19 protein-coding genes and 1 other annotated feature (1 of these 20 running past the window's edge) are annotated in these 24,665 nt (G+C 59.9%); of the genes, 9 read left to right on the top strand and 10 right to left on the bottom strand.

The window, feature by feature from the left end; genetic code table 11:
• Positions 1–117, bottom strand: a binding site (T-box leader); it reaches 142 nt to the left of the window's first position.
• A 52-nt stretch (positions 118–169) separates the two neighbouring features.
• A complete protein-coding gene (locus H7C18_RS02870) occupies positions 170–1,843 on the bottom strand; it encodes a DUF6044 family protein (RefSeq protein ID WP_185127501.1) in 1,674 nt (557 codons plus the stop codon).
• Positions 1,844–2,184: 341 nt separating this feature from the next.
• Between H7C18_RS02870 and H7C18_RS02865 the strand changes: the two genes are divergently transcribed.
• Complete coding sequence (locus H7C18_RS02865; RefSeq protein ID WP_185127500.1) at positions 2,185–3,060, top strand: AraC family transcriptional regulator; 876 nt, start codon at positions 2,185–2,187, stop codon at positions 3,058–3,060.
• Positions 3,061–3,150: 90 nt separating this feature from the next.
• Here H7C18_RS02865 and H7C18_RS02860 read toward each other — a convergent pair whose 3' ends face one another.
• Complete coding sequence (locus tag H7C18_RS02860; RefSeq protein WP_420481829.1) at positions 3,151–4,542, bottom strand: family 4 glycosyl hydrolase; 1,392 nt, start codon at positions 4,540–4,542, stop codon at positions 3,151–3,153.
• A 167-nt stretch (positions 4,543–4,709) separates the two neighbouring features.
• On the opposite strand from H7C18_RS02860, the gene H7C18_RS02855 reads away from it, so the two are divergent.
• A complete protein-coding gene (locus H7C18_RS02855; protein ID WP_238357428.1) occupies positions 4,710–5,549 on the top strand; it encodes an AraC family transcriptional regulator in 840 nt (279 codons plus the stop codon).
• On the opposite strand, the gene H7C18_RS02850 is transcribed toward H7C18_RS02855, so the two are convergent.
• Positions 5,519–6,484 (bottom strand): aldose epimerase family protein, encoded by a 966-nt coding sequence (locus H7C18_RS02850; RefSeq protein WP_185127497.1) that lies wholly within the window; start codon positions 6,482–6,484, stop codon positions 5,519–5,521. The two genes, H7C18_RS02855 and H7C18_RS02850, sit on opposite strands and share 31 nt — an antisense overlap.
• Positions 6,485–6,571: 87 nt before the next feature.
• On the opposite strand from H7C18_RS02850, the gene H7C18_RS02845 reads away from it, so the two are divergent.
• From H7C18_RS02845 to H7C18_RS02835, 3 genes are all read left to right on the top strand, one after another.
• Positions 6,572–6,739 (top strand): hypothetical protein, encoded by a 168-nt coding sequence (locus H7C18_RS02845; protein ID WP_185127496.1) that lies wholly within the window; start codon positions 6,572–6,574, stop codon positions 6,737–6,739.
• A gap of 106 nt (positions 6,740–6,845) precedes the next feature.
• Complete coding sequence (locus H7C18_RS02840) at positions 6,846–7,460, top strand: TetR/AcrR family transcriptional regulator (RefSeq protein ID WP_185127495.1); 615 nt, start codon at positions 6,846–6,848, stop codon at positions 7,458–7,460.
• A gap of 45 nt (positions 7,461–7,505) precedes the next feature.
• On the top strand, positions 7,506–9,872 hold the full coding sequence (locus tag H7C18_RS02835; RefSeq protein ID WP_185127494.1) for an MMPL family transporter: 2,367 nt from the start codon (positions 7,506–7,508) through the stop codon (positions 9,870–9,872).
• A 99-nt stretch (positions 9,873–9,971) separates the two neighbouring features.
• Here H7C18_RS02835 and H7C18_RS02830 read toward each other — a convergent pair whose 3' ends face one another.
• The gene (locus tag H7C18_RS02830; protein WP_185127493.1) at positions 9,972–10,958 is read right to left on the bottom strand and encodes an ROK family protein; all 987 of its coding nucleotides are present in this window, start codon (positions 10,956–10,958) and stop codon (positions 9,972–9,974) included.
• 220 nt (positions 10,959–11,178) lie between these two features.
• Between H7C18_RS02830 and H7C18_RS02825 the strand changes: the two genes are divergently transcribed.
• The 4 genes from H7C18_RS02825 to H7C18_RS02810 are packed head-to-tail and all read left to right on the top strand — an operon-like array spanning position 11,179 to position 14,900.
• Positions 11,179–12,237, top strand: a complete 1,059-nt coding sequence (locus H7C18_RS02825; RefSeq protein WP_185127492.1) for an SIS domain-containing protein — start codon at positions 11,179–11,181, stop codon at positions 12,235–12,237.
• A 24-nt stretch (positions 12,238–12,261) separates the two neighbouring features.
• Positions 12,262–13,128: a class II fructose-bisphosphate aldolase gene (locus H7C18_RS02820; protein WP_185127491.1), complete on the top strand. Its 867-nt coding sequence runs from the start codon at positions 12,262–12,264 to the stop codon at positions 13,126–13,128.
• Positions 13,125–14,090: a 1-phosphofructokinase family hexose kinase gene (locus tag H7C18_RS02815; RefSeq protein ID WP_185127490.1), complete on the top strand. Its 966-nt coding sequence runs from the start codon at positions 13,125–13,127 to the stop codon at positions 14,088–14,090. Before H7C18_RS02820 ends, H7C18_RS02815 begins: the two co-directional genes overlap by 4 nt.
• Positions 14,091–14,138: 48 nt before the next feature.
• Entirely contained in the window at positions 14,139–14,900 is a 762-nt protein-coding gene (locus tag H7C18_RS02810; RefSeq protein WP_337912839.1) for a DeoR/GlpR family DNA-binding transcription regulator, read from the top strand.
• 682 nt (positions 14,901–15,582) lie between these two features.
• Here the strand turns inward: H7C18_RS02810 and H7C18_RS02805 are convergent.
• From H7C18_RS02805 to H7C18_RS02780, 6 genes are all read right to left on the bottom strand, one after another.
• Positions 15,583–16,992, bottom strand: a complete 1,410-nt coding sequence (locus H7C18_RS02805; protein ID WP_185127488.1) for a polysaccharide deacetylase family protein — start codon at positions 16,990–16,992, stop codon at positions 15,583–15,585.
• 81 nt (positions 16,993–17,073) lie between these two features.
• The gene (nagA, locus tag H7C18_RS02800) at positions 17,074–18,258 is read right to left on the bottom strand and encodes an N-acetylglucosamine-6-phosphate deacetylase (protein WP_185127487.1); all 1,185 of its coding nucleotides are present in this window, start codon (positions 18,256–18,258) and stop codon (positions 17,074–17,076) included.
• A 233-nt stretch (positions 18,259–18,491) separates the two neighbouring features.
• Positions 18,492–20,054, bottom strand: a complete 1,563-nt coding sequence (locus tag H7C18_RS02795) for a response regulator (RefSeq protein ID WP_337912837.1) — start codon at positions 20,052–20,054, stop codon at positions 18,492–18,494.
• Position 20,055: 1 nt separating this feature from the next.
• Complete coding sequence (locus tag H7C18_RS34920; RefSeq protein WP_185127485.1) at positions 20,056–21,855, bottom strand: histidine kinase; 1,800 nt, start codon at positions 21,853–21,855, stop codon at positions 20,056–20,058.
• A 70-nt stretch (positions 21,856–21,925) separates the two neighbouring features.
• On the bottom strand, positions 21,926–23,641 hold the full coding sequence (locus H7C18_RS02785) for a type 2 periplasmic-binding domain-containing protein (RefSeq protein WP_185127484.1): 1,716 nt from the start codon (positions 23,639–23,641) through the stop codon (positions 21,926–21,928).
• Between the two features lie 80 nt (positions 23,642–23,721).
• Positions 23,722–24,618, bottom strand: coding sequence for a carbohydrate ABC transporter permease (locus H7C18_RS02780; RefSeq protein WP_185127483.1), 897 nt, complete (start codon positions 24,616–24,618; stop codon positions 23,722–23,724).
• Positions 24,619–24,665: the final 47 nt, after the last annotated feature.

Below are 24,665 nucleotides of genomic sequence, written 5' to 3'. Positions count from 1 at the left end.
GTTCCGTTCGGGGAGCTACTCCGAGGCGAGTTCGGATTTCCTTCACGGCTGCTTCGCACCGGCCAGCAGCTCTCTGGGCGTTCGGAAAATCGTACTGATCCTCTTCGACGTAGTTGAATATTATGATCTAATTTACTCCATCGGGGCGATACTGTCAAGGCTTCGGGCGTCATGCCGCGCGATAAAGGTACACCCTCCAGGCGGAATCGGGACTGTCGAAAGCCTTCAAAAAATGAAGCCCGTCTTCATCGGCGTTCAGGATGGGCACGGACGAGAATATATATTGGCCTCCCAACGCCTTGAAAGCGTCCATATTCAGCTCCAGATGCTGAATCTTCACCGTCGAGTCCTTTTTGAACTCGTAGTTTTTTCCAAGCTCGCTGACGAAAAGGTAACAACGTCCTCCCCACTGATCGAAGTACGTTTTCAACGTTGGACTCTTATCCAATTCCTTCGCGATGATCTTCCGAAATTCATGCTTATAATCCAGCGGGTAGTAATTGTTGTAGGTATCCAGCGTATAGAAGCCGTTGTACTGCGCAATGGCCGGGTGAAGCCCGATGCTGGCTACGCGGTAGGTACTCGGAGGCTGCCCGATATAGTCCTTGATCTGCTGAAACAAATCGACCGCATAAAACTGCTTGAACGTCGGCTGGGCGTCCGCCCGATACACGATTTCATCATTGCAAAGAAAAAGGAAGATAACCTGGGCAACGAGGAGTACGCGAACCCTCTTCCGCCATTTTCCGTCCAGCTTCCACAGAATATGCAGACCGAGCGCAAAGCCCAAATAAATCACGAGCGGGCGCAAGAAATGAAACCGGGCGAAATCAAACGTCTGCAAGATCGTAAAGCGTTCCTTTAACGGCTGCCACGCATGGTTGAACCAAAAGGCGTACCATAAGGACAACAGAGCATTCAGTCCGAGCAAATAAAGAAACCTTTTGTTCGCTTGCCGGCTCTTGCGAGCCCAGATGACATACAGCGCCATGAAGAGGACGGGCAAGATAATCAAGGTGTGCATCGTTAATACCGCATTATGGCCGAATACGAAATTCATAAAGGCAAGCCCGAGGGTATGTCCCAGATCGAGCGTCGAATTGACGAACTCCGATCGGCTGGTGGGAACCTTCGATAGAACAAGCCCAAGCAGAAGCCTGTATTCGATGGCCAAATAAAGCGAGGTCATAAACGCGATGCTTCCCAGGAATACGGGATTCCAATCGCGCTTCTTCACCAGGTTCCGCAGCCAGAGCAGCCCCATCGCCGTCAGGAAAAAGGAAAAGCCCAGGATAAAACTGGAGTACAGGGGCAGGAGAAGGAGAACCGCCCAATCTTTCCAGGAAGTCTCTCTGTTGCGGATATTCAGAAAGGCCCATAGCGCCAAAGGCTGACCCAAGGTGCTGAGCATGCCCGACGGCCAAAACGGCGTTAAAGCGAAAGCCAAAGAAACGCCGACGCGAATCAGATCGACATCCCGGTCTTTCATAAAATGCTTCTTCAGCAGCCCGTACATCCCGAGAAAAGCCACGACCCGCGTGAGGGTCTGGCTGATCGCATAGGCGATCATGGGCGGGAACCACGCATACAGCCACACGATCCCGCTAAACTCCGTTCCGTAGGCTCCCCGCGGCAAGCCGTTCATCACTTGAGGAACCGTCGCATCGAGCGGCCCGAACAGCTCGTGGCTTCGAAGCAGCACCTTGTACCACGCGATGTTGGAATCCATGTTGTCGTGAACCCGGATATGGGCGTTTTCTCCTAGCAAGAACAGCGGCGATACATAAAGAAGGATCAGCAGGAAGGACGCCAGAAACAGCTTTCTTTCTTTGGATAGTTTCATCGTTAAACCTCGCATAACCATCGCCATTCTGTGTAATCTGGGTGAAAAGCACCTCCTATTATAGTCGCCAGTTATAAAAAATAAATAAACTGGCACCCATCCGGTGCCAGTTTTGTTGTCTTGTCGCTTCTTAGCCCGCGTCCATGGCGCGCAAGCCGAGCGCGGCGCGAGTTTACGTTCCCATAAGGAATCATAGCCGAAGCGAAGTCTGATTTATGCTCCCGCACGGGGGAGAAAATAACGCTGGATTGCGGTTTTTTCCCTTGTACAGACCCCGAACCTTCGGTATATTGAGGGGAGAATCGGATGGAACCTTTCGAGGAAGGACGGGGGCGGACCGCATGCCATCGAACGCGAATCAGCAGAGCGACATGCCGCTCTATTTTGCCTATAAACGCAAGAGCGTCAATTACGAGCATAAAGAAACGTTCCATTCCCACCTTGGCGTCGAAGTCCTGCTGATCCATCAAGGGAAAGGAACCATGATCGTCAACAACCGCAGCTACGATATCAAACCGGGTATGCTCTGCATTTTCCAGCCTTATCAGCTTCATCATCTGCAGCTGGACTACGCCGACGGCCAATGCTTCGAGCGTTCCATCGCCATTTTCGAACCGAACCTGTTCGAGACTTATTTCGAGAAATGGCCCGCTCTGCACGTCTTCTATCAATTCATATCCATGGGAAAGCTCCCTTTCCCCTGTCTGTACGAAGCCGACGGCCGCGGCCTGCTGGACGGCGTCTTTCAGAACATGCACGATCGCTTGCGGAGCTTCCCGGAGGCCGAGGGACAGGAGGAAATTTCGCTGTTTCTCGTGCTCCTCTTCCGCTCCCTCAAGCAGGCTTGGGACCATTCGAAGGAGCACGCTTTCTCCTATCAGCCGCGCCGCAGGAACCACCAGGTGGAAAATATATTAAGCTGGATCGAAGCCCATTATAAGGAGCCGTATCGCTTGGACGACATGGCCGATTCCTTGCATTTATCTCCCTACCATCTGTCGCACTTGTTCAAGGAAGCGACGGGCGTCAGCATCTCCGAATACATGGCGACCCGAAGGATTCATCAGTCCGTTATGCTGCTAACGACAACGAATAAGCCGATCTCCATCATCGCGGAAGAAGTCGGGCTCACGAATTGCTCCTACTTTTGCAAGCTGTTCAAATCGCACATGGGGATTACCCCTTATCAATATCGCAAAAAATGGACCGGACATTAAATGACCCCACAAAGCGGGGCTTAGCTTCGAAGCATAAAAATTAAAAAGAACGCCTCCGCGACGGCGGAAGGCGTTCTTTTAGCGGCCGGTTCATCCCTCGTACCAATAGCTCGGAATGATCTCCTTCTCCTGCTCCAGCAGCTCCTTGATGATCAGATCCGCATCATGGATGTAGTTCACGAGCGGGTCGGTCATCATCGCTCTTCTGAGCTTCGCGAAGCTCCGTTCCGCGACGGCCTCGGCAGTCAGCTCATGCGTATCCAGCACCAGCTCCTGCATCCCCCGAATCCCTCTCGGCATCTCGCCCACGTGAAGAGGCTTGATTCCGTCCATGCTCACTTCGCTCAGCAGCTCCAGGAACGAATCGTCGTTCATGTTGGTCACCGCGCCGCGATTGAGCGTATTGATGAAGAAGCGCTTGCCGAGGTTGCCCACCATGTTCTCGATAATGTCCGTCGCATGATCGGGGCCGAACGTCTTCATATAGTCGGCGATCGGAAGGTTCCCGGACAGGAAGTCGTCCACCTGCCGCCACATCTCCTCATGACGCTTGTACCGGTCTTCCGTCTCCCAGATCGACAACGGCGGGATGGCGTCCTTCGTCGTGCCGTGCCCTTGCCAGAACCGGACGTATTCTTTGGTATGGGCCGTACAGGTCGGGATGTACCCGAAAACATCGTACAGCTCGTAGGTGATGGCGTCGTTATAAATCGCCTTCGCCCCCGTGTCTCCGCCGTTGTTTTCCGTCCCTGCAGACTTCCGCAGCGACTCGGCGATCGGGGCCATGACGTCCTTGCCGTCATACTCCGCTTTCAGCAGCCAGGTGAAGTGATTGACGCCCGCCACGCGAAAGTCGAACCGACGGTCGATCTCCTCGGTAAATTCGCTCCGGTCCCCGATGATGCCGGCACGAATCGCGTAATACGCTTTCTTATGAGGCATGTGGTGGCTGTCGCATAGCGCGAACGTCTTCAGCTTCGGAGCGTACCGGCTCAAAGCGATTCCGTGAACGGTGGACGGGTTGATGTAATTGATGACCCAAGCGTCGGGGCACAGTTCCTCCACGTCTTTGGCGCATTCCATTATAACCGGCAATTCTCTCATCGCCCGAAAGATCCCGCCGGGACCGATCGTGTCCCCGGAGCACATGCGAATCCCGTATTTCAAGCTCACCTGGCAGTCGATGCCGCGGTATTTGACCGTGTCTTCGGCGAAGCTGAGCACGACGAAATCCGCGTCCTTCAGCACCTCTCGCCGATTCGTCGAGCCTTCCACCCGAAGCGGAACGCCGTTCTCGCGCGCCACCATCCTGGCGAGAGCGACCATCTTGGACAGCCTTTCCTCGTCCGTATCCACCAAGGCCAGCGTTCCGTTGTTCAAATAAGGGGAATGAACCATTTGCCAAATCGACTGCCGTCCGAAGAAGAGACTGCCCGCCCCCAGGACGACCACTTTCGGCTGCGGCGCTTTCGAATCGTTCACCATCAAGCCCTCCTCAAAGCGTTTATGGCTTCATTATAGGAGAATGGCCCGAAAGCGGAATATGAGATAGTTTTGGATTCATGTCAAATGGTACTGTTTTTCGTATCGAATATGGTCCGTGGTATAATGGGGTAACTTAGGGGATGTCGCAAAGTGAGGGGAAGAGGATGACCGACATCGGCATTTTCAACGAGCTGTCGGAATATATCGCGATTCGCATCAACTCTTGCCGGGAGGAGTCTCATGACGGGGACTGGATCGAGCACAAGGCTCATAACGACTACGATCTTTGGTTCGTGCAAGCCGGTACGGTCCGGATTCAGATCGGCGGAATCGAGCATACGGCGAACCCCGGGGACGTGGTCTTCTTTTACCCCCAAGTTCCCTATATGGCGGCTTCGCCAGGTGAAGGATGCCGTTTTATTTACGTTCATTTCGATTACGGGATCGGAGGGCAGCAGCGCATATTGGGAGATTTTCCGCTTTCGGGAATCGTCGCGCATGAGCGGATCCGGGAGGAAGCCGAGCTGTTCCGCGGCACTTTCATCCGCTCGACGCAGCCCGGCGGCGTGCCGGGAAGCCGTCTGTACCTGAAGGCCGGTCTGACGGCCGTCATGGCCAGAATCATCGAGCTACATGGGCTGGGCCGGTATACCGGGGCTTTTGTGAGCGGAAGAAATCCGAGGAAATCGGAGGGAAGCCTGGACGTGCTGCAGCCGATCTTCAAATACGTCCACGATCATCTGCACCGGTCCATGAAGATGAGCGAGCTTGCGGCGCTTGCGGGCATATCCGAGAAGTATTTTATCTCCTATTTCAAGAAGGCGCTGGGCATCACCCCGGGACAATACATCTACCAGGTGAAAATGAACCGGGCCCGCGATTATCTGTACGAGAAAAAGCACACCGTCCAGCAAATCGCGGGCTACCTCGGCTATCCCGATCCGTTCACGTTCTCCAAGGCCTTCAAAAAATACTACAACGTTCCTCCGTCGAAGTTCGTGTGAGATCCGCCGGCGCCCAGCCGCAACTCCAATGTCCATTCGAACGCTTCGCCGGGGCCGACGATCCCCGCGCTTCCGTTCGCGATCGCCCGGTCCAGCGCGTCGTAATAGCCGATTGAAGGCTCCGGCGCGACCGCGTTGCGATCGTTCACCATCCCTTCGTCGATCCACACTCCGAAGTAGGGCACGCGCTCCGGATCGACGTCCATGCGCAGCCAATCGCCGCTTCGCTCGCACGCGAGCCCGCTCCAGCCCTCGGACAACCGGCCGGGAATGTAAAACTTGCGCCCGTCTCCGGTCTGCCCGGGCTGGGCGAGCGCTTGATCCGACCACGCATAGCTCTCCCCGTCGCGCAGCGAATGGCCGCCGAACACGCATGCAACGTCCCGGACCGATGCCGGCAGCACGATGCGCGTCGGCTCCGTCACGGCGAATTGCGGGTGCGGCACCCACAGGAACGGCAGCGGTTCGCCTCCGAGGTTGGCGACGCGATATTCCATCCGCAGCGTGTCGGCCGCGGGGCAAGACAGCGTGCGCGCGAAGCGGTAAGGCAGCGCCCTGCCGGCAACCGAACAAGCGACGCTTCCGCCGGCGAATTCGCAATCCCAAGGAAGCGGCCACGCCTCTCCGTGGTCGGGCAAGGAGCGCTTCCCGCCGCTGCCGATTTCGACGTCGCAAGGCGTGATCGTCGGAAAGCATTCGTCCCAGCCGCTCAAGTCGGCCTCGCCGAAGGAGGAGCCGTAAGCCGGCTGAAGCAGCTCGCGGGAGCCGGCGTCCACCAGCCATTCTTTGCCGGTAGGCTTATATCGCAAAGAAACGATCTTGGCGCCCAGTCCCGGGATCAGCTCGGCGCGAATCGCCTCCGTCTCCAGCACGACGGAGGACCATCCTCTGTATTCGGAGGCTCGGACGACAGCCTGCGACTTCGATTGTTCCATGGCGAACCTATCCTTTCCGCAGCATGAGCTCGCAGACGTTTTTACGCCTTCAATAGCTTTACTGTATCATGCCGGAGAGGGAAACCAATGAACGAAATGCGGGTTCTGATGGACGATATTCTGATCTTACGGTTGGTTCAGCCGCGCAAGACGCTGCACGTTGGCGGTCGTTCCGCCGTCCACGCGGATGTCGGTGGCCTCGGCCGTTTCAAGACGCTGCCGCAGGTTCGCCAAAGTACGCAGCCTCTCTCCTGACGGGCGAAACCGCGATTTGTCACAATATCGTAAATTCATTGCCTAATGCGCATAATTGCACATTGGGCAACTTCATGCTAAGGTTAATCCAGGAGGCGCTGAACGAATGACCAAACACAGCTTGCGCGATATCAAAAGAGAGGCGACCGCGAACGCGCTGGCCGAAGCGGCGTTCGAGCTGGCGCGGGAACGGGGACTGGACGGCTTCGTCGTCGAGGACGTGGTTCAACGGGCCGGCTATTCCAGAAGAACGTTCGCGAATCACTTCTCCTGCAAGGAGGAAGCGGTGGCGGCGGCGGCCGTCACGTTCAAGGCGATCGACGAAGCCGAGGAGCTGATTGCCAACCTGCCGGAGAGCGCTTCGCCGCTCGACATTCTGCACCAATTGATGAAGATGCAGCTGACGGCGGAATTGCTGCGCAGAATGCGCGAGCTCGTTGCCTTTTCCAAGCGGCATCCGACGCTCGAGCCTTATGTGTTGAGCCTTTTTCGCGGGTTGCAGTCGGATGCCCAGGAGATCATGCGCGAATTGTCCCGCGGACGTTATCCCGAGGAATACATCCATCTGCTCGTCGGCGCGTTATACGGAGCCGTGCTTCCGCTGCTCGACGGCAGCCTGAATGTGATTCTTCCGGGCCAGCCGTCGGCCGAGCACCCCGGCGCCACGACGTTCGAGCATTATCTGGACACGATATTCGGCTATCTGCGCAACGGATTCTAGCGGCTCGATCGGCCTTAATTCACTCAAAGGAGCAACGGCACCGATATGCCAACATTCTTGTATAAAGTGGGAAGAACCGCTTACGACAAACCCTGGCGCTTCATCGTGAGCTGGATCGTGATCCTCGGGGCCGTCCTGGCCCTGCTCGGGGTAAACGGAATTCACGTCAGTTCGGAGATGAAAATCGAAGGCACGGAATCGCAGAAGGTGCTCGACATGCTGGCGAAGGAGCTCCCGGAAGCTTCCGGCGGGCAAGCGAGCGTGGTGTTCACGGCGCCCAAAGGAGAGCGCCTGGATACGCCGGAGCGCCTCGCGGCGATCGGCAAAGCCGTAGGCGATGTCTATCAGCTGGATTACGTCATCAATCCCGCCGATTTGGCCGCTGCCGCGGGCGCGTCGGCCTCCGGAGATGCCAGCGGCGCAACCGCGCAGCAGACGGGGCAGGCAGAGCAAGCGAGTCAAACGGAACAAACGCAGCAGACGGAGCAAGCGGCCGCGGCCGGCGTGCTGATGGTCAACGGTCAGCCGCTGCCGGGGGTTACCCTCTCCTCTGACGGCAGCGTCGCCTTGTTCCAGTTCCAGTTCACCATGCAGACGATGGAGCTGCCCAAGGATGTTCCGGATACCGTGGTTCAAGCCGTTACGGCGGCCGGTGAAGGCACCGGCATTACCGTATTGCCGAGCGACACGCTCAAGCCGTTCTCGTATACGGTCGGCCCGACCGAGGTCATCGGGATCGTCGTGGCCGCGGTCGTTCTGTTGTTGACGCTCGGCTCGGTCGTCGCGGCGGGCCTGCCGCTGCTCATCGCCCTACTTGGCGTCGCCATCGGGGTTGTCGGAGCGTTCGCGGTCTCAAACTTCATTCATATGAGCAGCATTACGCCCGCTTTGGCGCTCATGGTCGGGCTGGCCGTCGGGATCGACTACTCGCTGTTCATCGTCAACCGCCAACGCCGCATGATTCTCGATCAAGGGCTGAGCGCGAGAGAAGCGGCGAGCCGGGCGGTCGGAACGGCGGGCAGCGCGGTGTTTTTCGCAGGGCTCACCGTTATCATCGCCCTGTGCGGCATGCTGGTCATCGGGATCGGATTTTTGTCCACGATGGCGGTGGTCGCCGCAGCGACCGTCCTCGTGAACGTGCTCGTGGCTCTGACCTTGCTTCCGGCGCTGCTCGGCTTGACCGGCGAACGCATCTGTTCGGCCAAGGCGCGCGGGAAGAAGCGGAGCCCTGCGTCCGAAACGAATCACGGGTTCGCAGACCGTTGGGCGCGCGGGGTCGTGAAAGTCCGCTGGCTCGTGATCGTCGGCATCATCGCCGTTCTCGGCGTGGCGGCGATCCCGATCGCGGATATGAACATGGGCATTCCGACCGGCGGAACGGCGAACCTGGATACGCCAGGAAGGCAAAGCTACGACGCGATCGCGGCCGGTTTCGGAGAAGGGTTCAACAACCCGCTCATTCTGGTCGCCCAGCCGCAGGACGCTTCCGGCAAGGTCTCCTCCGAGACGCTGGGCGGCCTCGTTCAGGATCTTCAGAAGCAGAACAACGTAGCGGCCGTTTCGCCGCTGGGTCTGAATAAGACCGGCAACATGGCACTGATCAGCCTCGTCCCGCGGACGGGACCGGACGACGCCGCGACCAAGCAGCTGGTCAAGGACCTTCGCGCTCCCGATTCGGACATCGCCCGGAATTACCATGTCACCCTCGGTGTTACCGGGATTACCGCGGTCAACATCGATATGTCGGCCAAGCTGTCGGAAGTATTCCCGCTGTACGTCGGCATCATCGTCATTCTGTCGCTGATCATTCTTCTGCTCGTGTTCCGGTCGATCATCGTTCCGATCAAAGCGACGGTCGGCTTCCTGCTCAGCATCCTCGCCACGTTCGGGATCACCACGGCTGTGTTCCAATGGGGATGGCTCCATTCCGTCTTCGGCTTCGACACCGGCGGGCCGCTGCTCAGCTTCATGCCGATCATCGTCACCGGCATCCTTTACGGACTGGCGATGGACTATCAGGTATTCCTGGTCAGCTCGATGCGCGAGTCTTACGTCCATGGGCACCGCGGAACGGAGAGCATCGTACACGGATACAAGCAGGCCAGCCGCGTCGTCGTGGCCGCCGCCGTCATCATGGTGTCCGTCTTCGCCGGCTTCATCTTCGGCGACGACATCATGATCAAGCAGATCGGCTTCGCGCTCGCCGTCGGCATCCTGATCGACGCTTTCCTCATCCGGATGACGCTCGTTCCGGCCGTCATGGCGATCTTCGGCAACGGGGCGTGGCGGCTGCCGAAGCGGCTGGACCGCATCCTGCCGAACCTGGACGTCGAAGGCGACAAGCTAATCGCCCAGCTCAAAGCCGAGAGCGGCGATACCGCTGCGCCGCGCGCTCGCCAAGAAGCGCATTAGCGGGCCTGCCAAACACCGGAAGCCGGCGAAACCTGTCTCATGACGGGAATTTCGCCGGCTTCTTTTTCCTATGCGTGTGTTTCCCTCCGGAACATCTCCTCAGGCCGAACTGTCGACCCGCGCCCCATAGGTCCGATCGAACGCCAACGTGGCGCAGCCGAGGACGCCGGCTTCGTCCCCCAACTCCCCCATAGCGAAAACAACCCTTTCCCTGTACACCGGCATGATGTTCGCGTACAGCTCCTCGCGGGCCGGACCGAGCAGCCGTTCTCCCGCTTTTGCCGCTCCGCCTCCCGCCAGAACTAAATCCGGGCTCACCATCGGCACCAGATACGACAACGTCCGCCCGAGCAGCCTTCCCGTCCTGTCCATGATCGCAGCGGCCAGCGCATCCCCCTGATCGTAGGCATCCGAGAGGTCTTTGGCCGTCAGCTTCGACAGATCGGAGTCCCAAGCGTGAAGAACGCTGTCCTTATAGCTTCCGCTCCGCAAGGCGTCGATCGCCTGGCGAACCATCCCGGTCGCCGACACGGCCGTCTCCAGGCAGCCGCGAAGCCCGCATCCGCAAGAATAAGGAATTCCTTCGACGGGGATATGGCCGATCTCCCCGGGGAATCCGTCCCCCAAGTAGATGCGGCCGTCGTTGATCAGCGCCGCCGCCAGCCCGGTGCCGAGCGTCAGGCCTAGCACGTGCCGATATTTTCTTCCCGCGCCGTAGCGCGTCTCACCATAGACGTAAAGCCGTACGTCATTCTCGACATAAGCCGGCAGCCCGGTTAATTCCCGGATTCTCGCGGCTACCGGGTAGTTGCGGAAAAACAGATTAGTGGAATGGATGGAGATGCCGGCTCGCGGTTCGATCAGTCCGGGCATACCGATTCCGCTGCCGCACACTTCCGTCGCCGGAATGCCCGTTTCGTGCAAACATCGGCGGACTTGCCCGGCGATCAGGGCCATGACATGCTCGTTCCCTTTACGCGGCTCCGTGGAGACGCGGCTGCGCCAGACCACCGTTCCGTCCGCCCGGACCAGACCGCATTCCGTATTCGTCCCCCCGATGTCGAAGCCGAACGCATAGCTCCCCATAGCCCTTCTCCCCCCGCCGACGCCTTGCTCGACCCGAGCCGCAGAACGTTTCTTTCCCCCATGTTAAACGCTGCTTTTGCCCCGCTATAGAGCGAATCTACGGAAAAATCGTCCGATCCTATTGCAACAAAATTTTGACCGTTTCATTCATATTAATGATTGTTTAAATCAAAAACCTGCGCTATAGTAAAAGGCAAATCGAATCGAGAGGTGTGAGGAAATGACGGTGAACGGCACGCTGACGTACCCGGAAATCCGGGAGCAGCACGAGGCTCTGGCCGGCGCCCGGCAGCAGCTGGAGCGCCAGCGGGACTGGGTTCGCGCTTATTTGGAAAATGAAATCTTTCGCGAAATCTTTTTTATCGGCTCCGGTTCTTCCTATTATCAAGCGCAAGTTATGGCGGCTACCTGCCGCAAATGGCTGGGCCGGAGCGCATATGCGCTTCCTTCTTCCGAGATTTTGCTGTTCCGGGAGCACGCCTCCTCGCCGGGACCGAAACTGCTGGTCGGCGTGTCCCGGTCCGGCGAATCGTCCGAGGTCGTCCTGGCCGTCCGGTCGGTTCTGGACTTGCCGGATTGGACCGTCTGCGGCATTACCTGCTATCCGGACAGCTCGCTGGCGCGGCTGGCGCCGAGCCTCGTGTCTCCGCTGGGCGCGGAGCGGAGCACGGTGATGACGAAATCGTTCAGCAGCATGACGTTCCTCATGCAGGCCGCGATCGCGGCCGCCTCCGGTTCGCCCGCCTGGGTAGCGCAGATGGATGCGGCGTTGGCCTCGGGAGCGTCCCTCGTGCCCGCCGCGGACACGCTCGCCAAGCGAATCGTGAACGGTCATGACTTGTTCCGCAATTACATTTATCTCGGGATGGGCCCGTTCACCGGCATTGCCCAGGAAGCATGCCTCAAAATCAAAGAAATGGCCAACGTCTGGACGGAAAGCTTCGGCACGCTGGAGTTCCGGCACGGGCCGAAGTCGATTATCGAACCCGGCTCCCTCGTCGTCTTGATCCTCTCCGAGCAAGCCCGCTCTTATGAGTTGAAAGTCGCGGAAGAAATGAAGGGCTACGGCGCCAAAGTGCTCGTCGTCACGGCCGGAACCGGCGCCGATACGGCGTTCGCAGACTACACGTTCGCGACAGGAGGCACGGAGCTGAGCGACGACGCCCGCGCCGTGCTGGCGCTGCCGCTGCTGCAGTTCATCGGCTACTATACGGCGATGAAGAAGAACGTCAATCCCGACGAGCCCCGCAATCTGACGCAAGTCGTCAGAATCCAATAACCGCGTCCCCCGAGGAGGATTCCTATGCCTTTGGTCTCATCCGCTTCCATGCTTCAGGCTGCACGGGCGGGCGGTTACGCCGTGGCCGCTTTTAACGTCCACACGCTGGAAATGCTGCAAGCCGTCGTCGAAGCGGCGAACGAATTGCGCTCGCCGCTCATCATCCAGTCGACGGTCGGCACGGTCAAGCATCTCGGACCGGACTACCTTGCCGCCGCGGCGACCGTAGCCGCGAACCGCAGCCAGATCCCGATCGCGCTTCACCTGGATCACTGCACGGACTTCGAGCTCATCGTCCGCTGCATCCGCGCAGGATATACTTCGGTAATGATCGACGCGTCCCATTCTCCCTTCGAGGAGAATGTCCGGCAGACCGCCAAGGTGGTCGAAGTGGCGCGGGCCGCCGGCGTGAACGTCGAGGCCGAGCTCGGACGGGTGGGCGGCGTCGAGGACGACATCGTCGTCGAGGAGCGGGACGCGCTGCTCGCGGACCCCGACGAATGCGCGCGCTTCGTGGAGCTGACGGGCGTTCCGACGCTGGCTCCGGCCATCGGCACCGCGCACGGCATCTACAAGGGCGATCCGAATATCGATTTCGACCGGATCGGCCGCATCGCCTCGAAGGTGGCGGAACCGCTCGTGCTGCACGGCGGCTCCGGCATCCCCGATGATCAGGTCCGCCGATGCGTCGCGCTCGGCATGGCGAAGATGAACGTGGCGACCGAGCTGCGCATCGTCTTCACGGACGCGATCAAAGCGGTATTCGCCGGCAACCCGGACGAGAACGACCCGCGCAGCTACATGACCCGTGCCAAAAACGCGCTGCGCGAAGCGGCCGCGGCCAAAATCCGGCTGTGCGGTTCGGCGGGCAAAGCCGGGGATCTGGCATGACGGACGCGCGGAGGACGGGCAAGCGGATCACGACCGTGACGCTGAACGCCGCCATCGACAAGACATATTTCGTTCCCGCGCTGACCCCCGGCAAGGCGAACCGGGTCGCCCGCATGATCGCCCAGCCGGGCGGCAAAGGCATCAACGTCGCGAGCGTCGCCCATCTGCTCGGCGAGGAAGTGACGGCAACCGGTATCGTCGGCGGGAGCACGGGCGATTTTATCGAGAAGGAGCTGGCGAAGCAGGGGATTTGCCACCGGTTCGTCCATGCCGAAGGCGAGTCCCGCGTCTGCCTGAACATCGTCTCCGATTCCGGGGAGTCGGTGGAGCTGCTGGAGCCCGGCTTGGCGACGGAGGCGGAGCATTACGACCGGCTGATGCGCATGCTGGAGGAGTTGGCAGATGCTTCATCCGTCATCGTCCTCTCCGGCAGCCTCCCGGCGGGAGCGCAGACGGACATATACCGGGACATCATCGAGAGGCTGAAGCCGTTTGATGTGCCCGTCCTCCTGGATACAAGCGGTCCCGCCCTCGAATATGGCGCGGCCGCTTCTCCCTACTTGATCAAGCCGAATGAAGAAGAGGTCGCCCAATTGACGGGCTCTTCCGCCTGGGCCGGACACATGGATGGACTCGCGGATGCCATCGCAGCACTTCTCAGCGGAGGCATCCGCTGCGTCGCCGTCTCGCTGGGAGACAAAGGCGCCCTCGTCGGGATGGCCGACGGCATCTACCGCGTCGAGGCGATTCCCATGCAGGCGGTCAACCCCGTCGGTTGCGGCGACGCGTTCCTGGCCGGCATTGCGGTCGGGCTTCACCGCGGCCTGCCGCAGGCCGATCTATTCAAGCTGGCCACGGCCTGCGGCGCCTCCAACGCGCTGCAGCCGTCGGCCGGGAGAGTCGATCCCGCGCAGGTTCGCGCCTTCGCCGAGATCGCCCGCGTCTATCGGATCACCGATTGATTCTCTTTGTGTTACAATCGAAATATCGAGACGAGAGGATGAACGGCCATCGGAAAAACCGATTCAAGACGCGAAGCGATCATAAAAACCTTGCGCGAGAACGGCGCCGTGACGGTCAGCGGAATCATGGAGGAGTTCGGCGTATCCGAGGCGACCGCCCGGCGCGACCTGGAGACGCTCGAGCAGGAGAAGAAGCTGATTCGGACGTTCGGCGGCGCCATTCTGGAGACGGTGAGGACGGAAATTCCTTTTTACAGCAAGATGGACCTGAATCCGGAGGAAAAAAGAGAGCTGGCCGACAAGGCGCTGTCGTTGATTCGCGACGGAGACGTCATCGGGCTGACGGGCGGCTCGACGACGATGGCGATCGCCCGGGCGCTTCAGCAGCGGCCGTTCGAGCGGGTGACGGTGGTGACCAACGCGATCAATATCGCGTTCGAGCTGGCAGGCAAGCCGGGAATTCAGCTCATCGTCACCGGCGGCGTCATCCGGACGCAGAGCTTCGAGTTGTCCGGCCCTCTGGCCGATGCGACGCTGGGCGAGCTGACGATTCAGAAAACGTTCGTGGGAGCGGACGGAGTGTCGCTCGCGCGGGGCATCACCACGTTCGACGAGCTGGAGGCGCATACGAACCGGGTCATGATGCGCCACTCGTTCGAGACGTATGTCGTGGCGGACCGCTCGAAGTGGAACCGCGACTCGGTGTTCCTCATCAGCGGCCTCTCCGCCGTAACCGCGCTTCTGACGGATTCCGGACTGGATCCGGCCACGCGCAAGGCGTTCTCCGACGCGGGAACGCGGTTGTTGTAACGGCGTTCCGTGCTTAGGGCCTATGCTCCACTCCCCCGCAAGTCCGCCCGGCGGGCATGCGGCCGGTTCAACCCCCCCCGATTCACGCGGCGAGCTTGCAGTTTGGTTGCCCGGCCCCCACTCCCGTTCCGCCGACCCGTTCGGCATACTCAATCCGGTCCTGCCCCTTCCAGCTTCGCCGACCCGCTCGGCATATACACACCTATCCTGCTCCCCACTTCCTTTCCGATGACCCGCTCCCGCAAGCTAGCTAGCGGCCGATCCCCGTGCGAGTCCGCTTGAACTGGCCGATCATGGAGAACACGTCTTTGAATCGCATAGGTTCTCCTCCTTTAAAGTCCGGTGAATCCGGTCGCCTCTGCCAGTCGAACTGGCGGAGATAACCGAGAAATTCGGTTACCGAGCCGTCTCAACCGGCCGAACGAGCTGAGATAACCGATTAAATCGGTTATCGGGCCGTCTCAACCGGTCGAACGAGCTGAGATAGCCGAGAAATTCGGTTATCGGGACGTCACAACCGGTCGAACTGGCGGAGATAACCGAGAAATTCGGTTATCGAGCCGTCTCAACCAGTCGAACGAGCTGAGATAACCGAGAATTCGGTTATCGGGACGTCTCACACGGCTGAACGGCTGTTCGGTTGCGGGGCCGATACCGCTTTTGCGCCGATATTCACCTGCGTCTATGCGCTCCGGATCGTCCAGGATTGCCACCTCAGCCTGCGCGTCACCCATTCATCTTTGAAATCGTCCGAATAGATCCACGTTCCGGCCAAGCGAAAATCGTCGAAGCAATAAAAGTCCGACGTGTCGGGCAACTGCGGCCCCGGTTCGACGACCGCGACCGCAGCACCGGACAGGACCTGCGCCGCCGCCCTGAGGAAATCGCCGGGGCCGATGAACAGCGGCTCGACCCCGGCAACGCCTTTACCTGCGCCGCTTGCACCGGCAACGTCTTCGCCGGCAACGCTTGCACCGTCAGCGCCCATGGATACGCCTAGCGGAATGCGGTGCGGGATCGTATCCTCGTCCGCCAGCTCCGCCGCCGTACGGCGCAGCGTGTCGGCGTCGATCGTCAGCTTGCCCGAGATGCCCTGCGGCTCGTGAATCGGCCCGATCAGGCTTTCCGTGCGATAAACGTCCTCCCTTTCGCACAGGTAGTGGACGGCGGCCTTGAACAGATCGGCCAGCGAATAGCTGACACCTTCGCTCTCGCCGTAGAAAAAGCGATCCCCCAGCCTACCGAGCATTCCAACCAGCGACTCGCGGTCAAGGGCGCGCTCCGCCGTTCCTCCATGCTGCAGCAAGATGTCGCGGCAGACCGTGAACTCGAATCCGCCGTCGGTCTTCAGCAGCCGGAGCAATTCCGTCAAATCCGCGAAAAAGCGCTCGATCGCCTCATCCGTCCGCCGATCCGCGAACTTCCATTCCCCCCACGGGACCAGGTTGCCGCCCTTCATGTTCACCGCGTCCCAGAACTTCTCGTAATGAACCAGATTCGGATGGCAGCACATCACGAGACGGTCCCAGGACTTCCAGAGCGGAAGGCGGCGCTTCGCCTCTTCGATGCCGTCCCTCAGCAGCAGATCGTCCAGGTACTCGTTGCATTCGAGCTGAAGCCCGTTGCAGAACCAGACCGCTTTCCCGCCGGTCTCTTTGAAAAGTGAACCGCCGACGACGGACATTCCCAGCTTCGCGGCCGCAAAAAGCGATTGCGCGCTAATGTTATTGCCGGGCGGCACGTAGGCCGGCAGCTCGCCCACGCCGAACACGCGGCGCACGATCGCCGAGCCTTCCTTTTCCTCGGCCAGGAATCTCTCGTAAGGACGCTCCCACGACTCGTCGTCTCCGTACTCGGCGATGGTCGGGTGCCAGGAATGGCGGTACGTATGATAATTGACCTCGTGATGCTTCAGAGCGGCGACGATGTCCGTCCGCCCCCGCTCCTCGAGCACGCGTGCCAGCTCGCCGACGATGTTGAAGCTGCCGCGGATGCCTTCACTGCGAAGCAGTTCGGCCAGCCGCAGGATGGCGTCATCGGAGAAAGGCGCCGTGTAATCCTCCGTATCGAACAAGAACACGACTTGCGTCAATGCGATTCCTCCTCTTTATGAAGACCGTTCCGACCAGAGCGACGTTCCGCCTCGGCAACTCCCGCCGCCCCGCAGGCCATCTTACGCCCGTATGCCTCTTACCCATGTCTGCTGAACCTTGCAGCTGTCGTCCAGCAGGACGAAATCCGCGTCCTTGCCGGGCTCCAGCGAGCCTTTGCGGTCCGCAAGCCCCGCTTGCCGGGCGGGATGGATCGTCAGCGCGGGAAGCACTTCCTCCAGGCTGGCTCCCGTCCAGCTCATTACGTTGCGAAGCGACCGATCCATCGTCAGCGTGCTGCCGGCCAAGCTGCCTTCCGTTCCGTCCTCGTTCACCAGGTGCAGGACGCCGCCGCGCATCGCCGCCGCCATGCCGTCAAACGAATAATGGCCGTCCGGCTTGCCCGCAGGCCCCATGCAATCGGTTATCAGAACGATGCGGTCCCGCCGCTTCGTCCCCCATACGTAACGAACGGCGTCGGGATGAATATGAATGCCGTCGCAGATCATCTCCACCGCCAGCTCGGGCAGCATGAGCGCGGCCCCCGCTAAACCCGGCTCGCGGTGATGAAACGGCCGCATGCCGTTGAACAGGTGGGTGATGTGGGAAGCTCCCGCGGACACGGCTGCGCGGGTCTCCTCCAGCGTCGCGTCGGAATGCCCGATCGACACGGTTACTCCCCGCTCCCGGAAAAAGCGCAGCGCCTCCATGCCGCCTTCCCGTTCCGGCGCCAGCGTAACCAGCCGAACGGTGCCCTCCGACAGCACCCAATAGTCCCGGATCTCGTCCGGGTCGGCCAGCCGAATATGAGCCGGATTCTGGGCGCCGGCGCGAATCGGATTGAGATACGGCCCTTCGAGGTGAATCCCGGCGACTTCCGTCCCGCGATTGCCGCGCTTCATCGCCCGGACGATCATGCGCACCGCCACCTTCAGCTCCTCATGCTCCGCGGTGACGGTCGTCGCCAGCAAGGCGGTCGTTCCCTTCGAAGCGTGAAACAGGCAGATCTCTTCCAAGCTCCCGTTATTCCCGGTCATGAAGTCGTACCCGCCGCCTCCATGCACATGCACGTCCACGAAACCGGGAATCGCGTTCGCCCCCGCCGCATCGTGAACGGGCACCGACTCGTCGCGGTTTCTCTCCCATTCCTGAAGCGGCACCGCCGCCGCAATGCGCCCTCCGCGAACTTGCAGCACTCCCCGCTCCAACACCGCCCCGGGCGTGTAAAGGCGGGCATCCGCCAAATCGAACGTAGCTTCGTTCTTCAACTCGGCACCTCCTGCCTGACATTCTTTACGTTCCGTCCTTACTAGATCGAATCCGGCCGGCAGCGGGTACCGCGCCGACGAATCTCGAATTCGGTCCGTAACATCCCGGAAAACTTGCGCTTCCTCATCCTGTCGCGAACCTCCGGCAATCCGGCGCTTCCCCATCCTATCTTCTCAAGACCCTACCGCATTCCGCCAGTGCCCGAATCAACGAAATAGGCCGCCCGTCAACGCTATTTGACCGCGCGGAACTCGCTCGTGCTGACGCCGGTATACTCCTTGAACTTCTTGTAGAACCAGTTGAGCTCGCGATACCCGACGTCCATGGCCACCTCGAGCACTTTCTTGTCCGTCTTTCGCAGCAGCTCCTTCGCTTTCTCCATCCGCACGCGGAGCAGATAATCGTTGAAGGACATGCCTTCGGCCGACTTGAACAGCTGCCCCAGATAAGCCGGGTTCATGTAAATTTGCTCGGAGATCGCTTTGAGGCTGATCGTGCCGGAGCCGTACTCCGCGTCCACGATCCGCTTGATCGCTTCCACCGTCGTCACCGGCTGAGGCGATTGCGACGCCGCCCTTAGCGCGATCGCTTCCGTGCACTTCGTCTGCGCATAAGCGAACAGTTGAGAGATCGTTTTTGCTTCGAGCGCGGCCAGGCTGCCCCCGCCATCCCGGAACAAGCTTTCCGCCCGAACGCCTTCCTTCATCAGCAGGTGGAACAAGTTCACGAACAGCTCCAGCATATAAGATCGGACTTGGGCCGGCCTGGCGCCTCCCGCCGCGAAACGCTCCATCTGCCGCTTGAGCAGCAGATGAACCTGCTTCTCGTCCGCGCAGGCAACCGCATCCAGCAGCGGCTGAAGCTCGCGCGTCCCTTCGCCCGGCGTCTCTTCATCGAACGTGGCTTTCCAGATCACCGCGTTCCCGCCGGCAAAAAACTTCCGGTCCAGCATTTTCTCCGCGACGGCGAATGATCTGGGGATCGAAGAGGCGGGCCATACGATATCGCCGATGCCAATCGTGACCGATACTTTCGCGTATCGCGTCACATGAACCTGCACCCCGTCCGCGACAGAGAGCACGTCTTCCGCCGTCAGGCGGTCTCTCTCTTCATAGAGCAGGATGCCGAACCGCTGATCCGTCAGCTCGAACACGCAGCCGCCGTCGCCGACGATTTCTTCCATAATATTGCGCACCGCGAAACGCAGCACCTGAATCGTGCCGTCCGTCAGGAAAACGTCGGTCTCGTCCATGAAGTCCATCTCGACGAGCAGGCAGCAGGCGGCGTGGCGCGACGGATCGAGCGGCAGCTCCGTCAGCCGGAACCGTTCCTCCGCGTCCTGCGTCCGCATCGCCCCGCTCGCCCATTGGCGCAGCACTTGATCCCGCATCGCCTTCATTCCGTGGTACAGCTGCCGGTTCAGCTTGCGCACCCGGTTCAAATCTTCACGCACGTCCTGCAGAAGCCGGCCCAAATCCTCCTCGGCGACCGGCTTGAGCAAATAATCCTTGATACCGAACTTGAGACACGCTTTGACGTATTCGAACTCCTCGAAGCCGCTCATGACGAGAATCGGAATGCCCGAAAGCTCGCGGACGCGGCGGATCAGCTCCAAGCCGTCGATTCCCGGCATCCGAATGTCCGTGACGATCAGCGAGAACTCGTCTTCGGCCAGCCGATCGAGCGCTTCGCGTCCGTTCGCCGCTTCCCCCGCCACCTCGAACCCGTACGACTCCCAATCCAGCAAGTATTTGAGCGCCTTCAGCGCGCCCGGCTCGTCATCGACGATCAGCACCTTATCCAAGCGTTCCACCTCCTTCGGCGTCGGTCGCCTTCCCGGCGGAAGGCAGCAGCATCGAGACCCGCGTACCGGCTCCCTCTTCGCTGGCGAGCTCCAGCCCGAACGGCGGTCCGAACGAATGCCGCAGCCGCTGATGAATGTTGCGCAGCCCGATATGCTTCTCCCCCGACGGAGCCGCTTCGTCCAGCCCGCGCCGGATCTCGGCCAGCGCCTCCTTCGCCATGCCGGGGCCGTTGTCCTCCACATCGATCCGAATCGTATCGGAATCGGCCGACTCGGCCCGAATCTCGATCGTCGTCGGCTTCTCGTTCCGTTCCAGCGCATGGACGATCGCATTCTCGACGAGCGTCTGCAGCGCGAGCCGGGGCACCGCGCAACGGTGGAAATCTTCCGGAACCCGAATATCGTAGAGCAGCCGGTCGCCGAAGCGGAAGCGCTGAATCCGCAAATACATGTCCACCGTCTCCAGTTCCTCCTGGAGCCGGATCGTTTGGCCGCTTTTGCCGAGCACCCGGCGGAACGACATGGCGAGCAGCTTGATCATTTCCGCGTTTTCCTTGTCGCCGTTCTCCAACAGGCTGCCGCGGATGGCCGTCAGCGTGTTGAACAGGTAATGCGGGTTGATCTGCGTCTGCAGGGCGTACAGCTCCGACTCCTTGGTGCGCAGCTCCAGCTCCCTCCGGTTGATCTCCGATTGGTAGACGTCCCGGATCAGCCGGTCGATGCGGTCGATCAGTCCGTTGAAAATCCGGCCGAGCGCGCTGATCTCGTCGTTGCCCTTGATGTTCGCGATCGGACGCAGCTGCTCGGTGTTGATGCTCCTCATGCCGCTCGCCAGCTTCATCAGCCGCTTCGTCATGCCTCGCGACAGAAAGTAGACGATCGCGATCGACAGCACGACCGCCGCTCCGAACAGCAGCAGCGCGATGCGCCGGATTTCGTTCGCGTTCGTGAGCAATTCTTCCTCGGGAATAAGCGAGATGACCTTGGTCCCGCGAACGCTGCTCCGTCCGCCGAGCGTCTGGTAGATGAGCAGATAGGAGCCCGTCTCGTCCGTTACTTTCACGCTGCCGGAATCCGCGTCGCCCAGCTTGCCGTAGAAGCCGTAATCCCGCAGGTTCCGGCCGAAAATATCGGACTGCTGGCTGTCCAGAAGCACGCCCCCGGAAGGCAGCGCGACGATGTAGCGGTGCCGCTTGTTCTCGTTCGCGATCAGGTTGTCGAACAGCCGGGCGTTCAGGTCCATCGTGACGTACAGCTCCGCGTCCGGATTGAGGTTGTTGAGCCGCTGCGTCAGGCGAAGGAACCCCTCGTTCCGGAACGTGTCCTTCAGAGGCGGCCACCAGATCTTGGCCATGGCCGGATTCGAGCGAAAGGCAACGTACCAGTCGGAGCTCCGTACCTCGTCGTCGATCGGGAAAAAACCGGCGAACTCGAACAGCGGATTTTCCGTATAGAAAATCAGGTTCGAGATCTGCTGCGAGCCTCTGACGGACTGTAGCAACGGGTCGACCGTCTCGAAGTACATCTGTTCCGCCTCGGGAAAGGAATCGTATTGCGCCAGCAGCCGCTCCTGCAGGTTGTTGTTCGTGTACAGGAAGTCCATGATCTGCTCATAGGACTGCATGAGGTGGTCGACGTTCAGCGCGAGCTGCGAGACGGAGTACCGCGAGTTCTCCCGGATTTTCTGATAGATCGAATCCCTGCTGTAAATCGTCATCGTAAACGTCAAAGTGCCCAGCAGAAACAGAACGGCCAGCAAATTCGCGATAAACCATCTCGTGCGGATGCTCACGGCGACTCTCTCCCCCGGCGTCGAAGCGTAAAGCGGCCCCGCGCCTCACTTAAGAGGGCGAGGCACGCGGTTATTGAAGGCCCATCGTCTGATCGTATTGCGCGATATATCCCTTCCACAGCTTGTCGTACGCGGCTTCGACCTTGGCCGATCCCGCTTTTTTCACTTCCTCCACGTAGCTGTTCCAATTCTTCTCGAAATCCTCGGGCGTCTTGGAATAGACGATCTTCGGCGCATCCTTCTTGAACACCTGCTGCACTCTCTTGAACTCGGCGCGGCCTTCGGTCGGCTCCGCCAGCTGCCAGATCCAGGCGGGAACCCGCTCGACGGGCGGCATGAACTCGGAAAACACCTCCTTGCCGTACTTCGCCAGCAGTTCCTTCGTCGTGGGGTCATAGGTCGACGCCCAGTAGTCCTTCGTGTTCGGGGTGGCGTAATCGCCGTCCGACAATTTGGCGCCGTCGCCGTAGGTGAACCAGTAATAAGGGCCGGAAGGTCCGTTCTTGAAAATGTATTCGGGATCGGCTTCCGTCTTCGCCTTCCACTCCGCGTTGACGACGCGCTTGCCGTTCGTCACGTCGTAATGCTTGCCTTCGATCCCCCAGTTGATCAGCTTCTGCCCTTCGTCGGACAGCAGGAAATTGACGTACTGGATGATGCGGGCCGGGTCCTTGGCGTTCTTGGTGATATGCCAGTTGTTGTTGGAGTTGATCGGCGTCATCGTATTCGAGTGATCCGGCGAATTCTCGTCGAACAGCAGCTCGATGTTCGCGAATTGGCGGTCCGCCTTGCCCTGCGTCCGCAGCGACTGCTCGGGGTACTTCAGGAACCAGGCCGGAAGGCTGCCGGCGAGCGTGCGGCCCTGGGCCGCTTTGGCCTCGGCTTCGTCGTAGTTCATCGTGAAAAATTCCTTGTCGAGCATATCGTTCAAATAGAGCTTGTTGAGAAACTGGTAGTAACGCTTCTGATAATCCGAGAGGATGTTCAGCGTCACGTTGTTCTGGTCGTCGATGAGGAACCAGGAGTTGTCCGGCCGGCCCGCCGCCTGAAAGGCCGGATTGTTCAAGTCCCAGTCCGGATGGTCGGCCCCGCCGACGCCGGACCACGGAATCGTCGGCTTGCCGTCGATCGTGGGATGCTTCTCGTAATAGGCTTTGAGAACGTCGAACAATTGGTCGAGCGTCTTGATCTCCGGATAGCCCGCTTCCTTGAGCACGTCGTACTGAACCGCCCAAGGGGCTTCCCAGTCGGCCGGCGTCTCCTCCGTCAAATAAGGGGCGGGAAGCTCGTAAATATGGCCGTCCGACGCCTTCAGCAGGTTGTAATACTTGCCGAACGCCTTCTTGATGTTCGGACCGTATTGGTCGATCAAATCCTCCAGCGGAATGACCGCTCCGGCGTCGATATACTTGCCGACTTCCTTCGGGTGCATGACGACGATCTCCGGATAATCGCCGCCGGCCAGCCACAGGTCGAGCTTCTGGGTCAGGTCGCCGACGACGTATTGAAGATCGAGCGTGACGCCCGTCTCCTTGGCGATTTGCTGCGCCACGTCGTTATCCGGCGAGAACTTCGGGTCGATGCTGTTGATCGAGATTTTGACCGGATCGAGGTTCGCGGCCTTGGATGCTTCCCCCGAAGCCGAGGCCGAACCTGACGGCCCGGAAGCGCTTCCGCTTCCGTCTGAGCCGGATGCCGCCGGCTCGTCGCTATTGCCGGAGCAGCCCGATAGCAGCAGGGCGAGAACGAATAAGGCGGATAACCACGGGATGAACGTTTTCCTCATGTTCCTATTTCCCCCTATGTCCTGATTATATCATCGGGCGGAGGCCCGGGTGATATCGGATTTGCCTCGCTCGCCGCCGTCTACTCTTTCATGGCGCCGACCGTAATCCCCTTGATAAAATACCGCTGCATGAACGGATAGACGAACAGGATCGGCACGGTCACGACCATCGTCATGCTGGCCCGGATCGACTGGGGCGTCACGGCGTTCACCATCGCCTTGTCGACTTTGCCCGAGCGGGCGGCGTCGGTGGACACCTGCTGCACCGATTTGAGCAGAATCTTCATCAGCTCGTATTGGAGCGTGGACAAGCTTTGTTTGCTGTTGAACAAGTAGTTGTCGAACCACGAATTCCAATGGCCGACGGACACGAACAGCGTGATCGTGGCGATGACCGGCATGCTGACCGGCAGCAGGATCCGGAACAGCACCTGGAAGTCGCTCGCTCCGTCGATACGGGCGGATTCGGCCAGCCCTTCGGGCAGCTGCTCGAAATAGCTGCGGATGATGATGACGTTGAACGCGCCGATCAGACCCGGAATGATGTACACCCAGAACGAGTTGGTCAGATGAAGGTCTTTGATTAGCAAATAGTAGGGAATGAGCCCTCCGTTCACGTACATGCTCAGGATGAGGACCATGTTCAGCGCTTTGCGCAGCACGAACTCCTTGCGGCTGATCGTGTACGCGAGCATGGCGGTGAACAGCACCGACAGGAACGTGCCGAGCAGCGTCCGGGCGAGCGACACGAAGGTGGCCGATACGAGATTGTCCGTTTGGAAAATGACTTTGTAATTCGTCAGCGTGAACACCCGGGGAAGCAGGTAAATGCCTCCGCGCACCGAATCGACCGAGTCGTTCAGCGAAATCGCCAGCAAGTTAAGGAACGGGTACAGCGTCAAGCAGCCGAACAGGAGCAGGAAGCCGTAGTTGACGACCTGGAACGCGTAGTCCCCGACGCCGTAATTGCGATTCATTCGGGCAGCACCTCTTTCTGCAAGGCTAAAAACGTGGGAAGGCATAC

Origin of the sequence: Cohnella zeiphila (assembly GCF_014212055.1) — a bacterium.
Classification (GTDB): domain Bacteria; phylum Bacillota; class Bacilli; order Paenibacillales; family Paenibacillaceae; genus Cohnella; species Cohnella zeiphila.
Note: the sequence above shows the minus strand (reverse complement) of the source record. Positions and strands in the feature narration are given on the sequence as shown.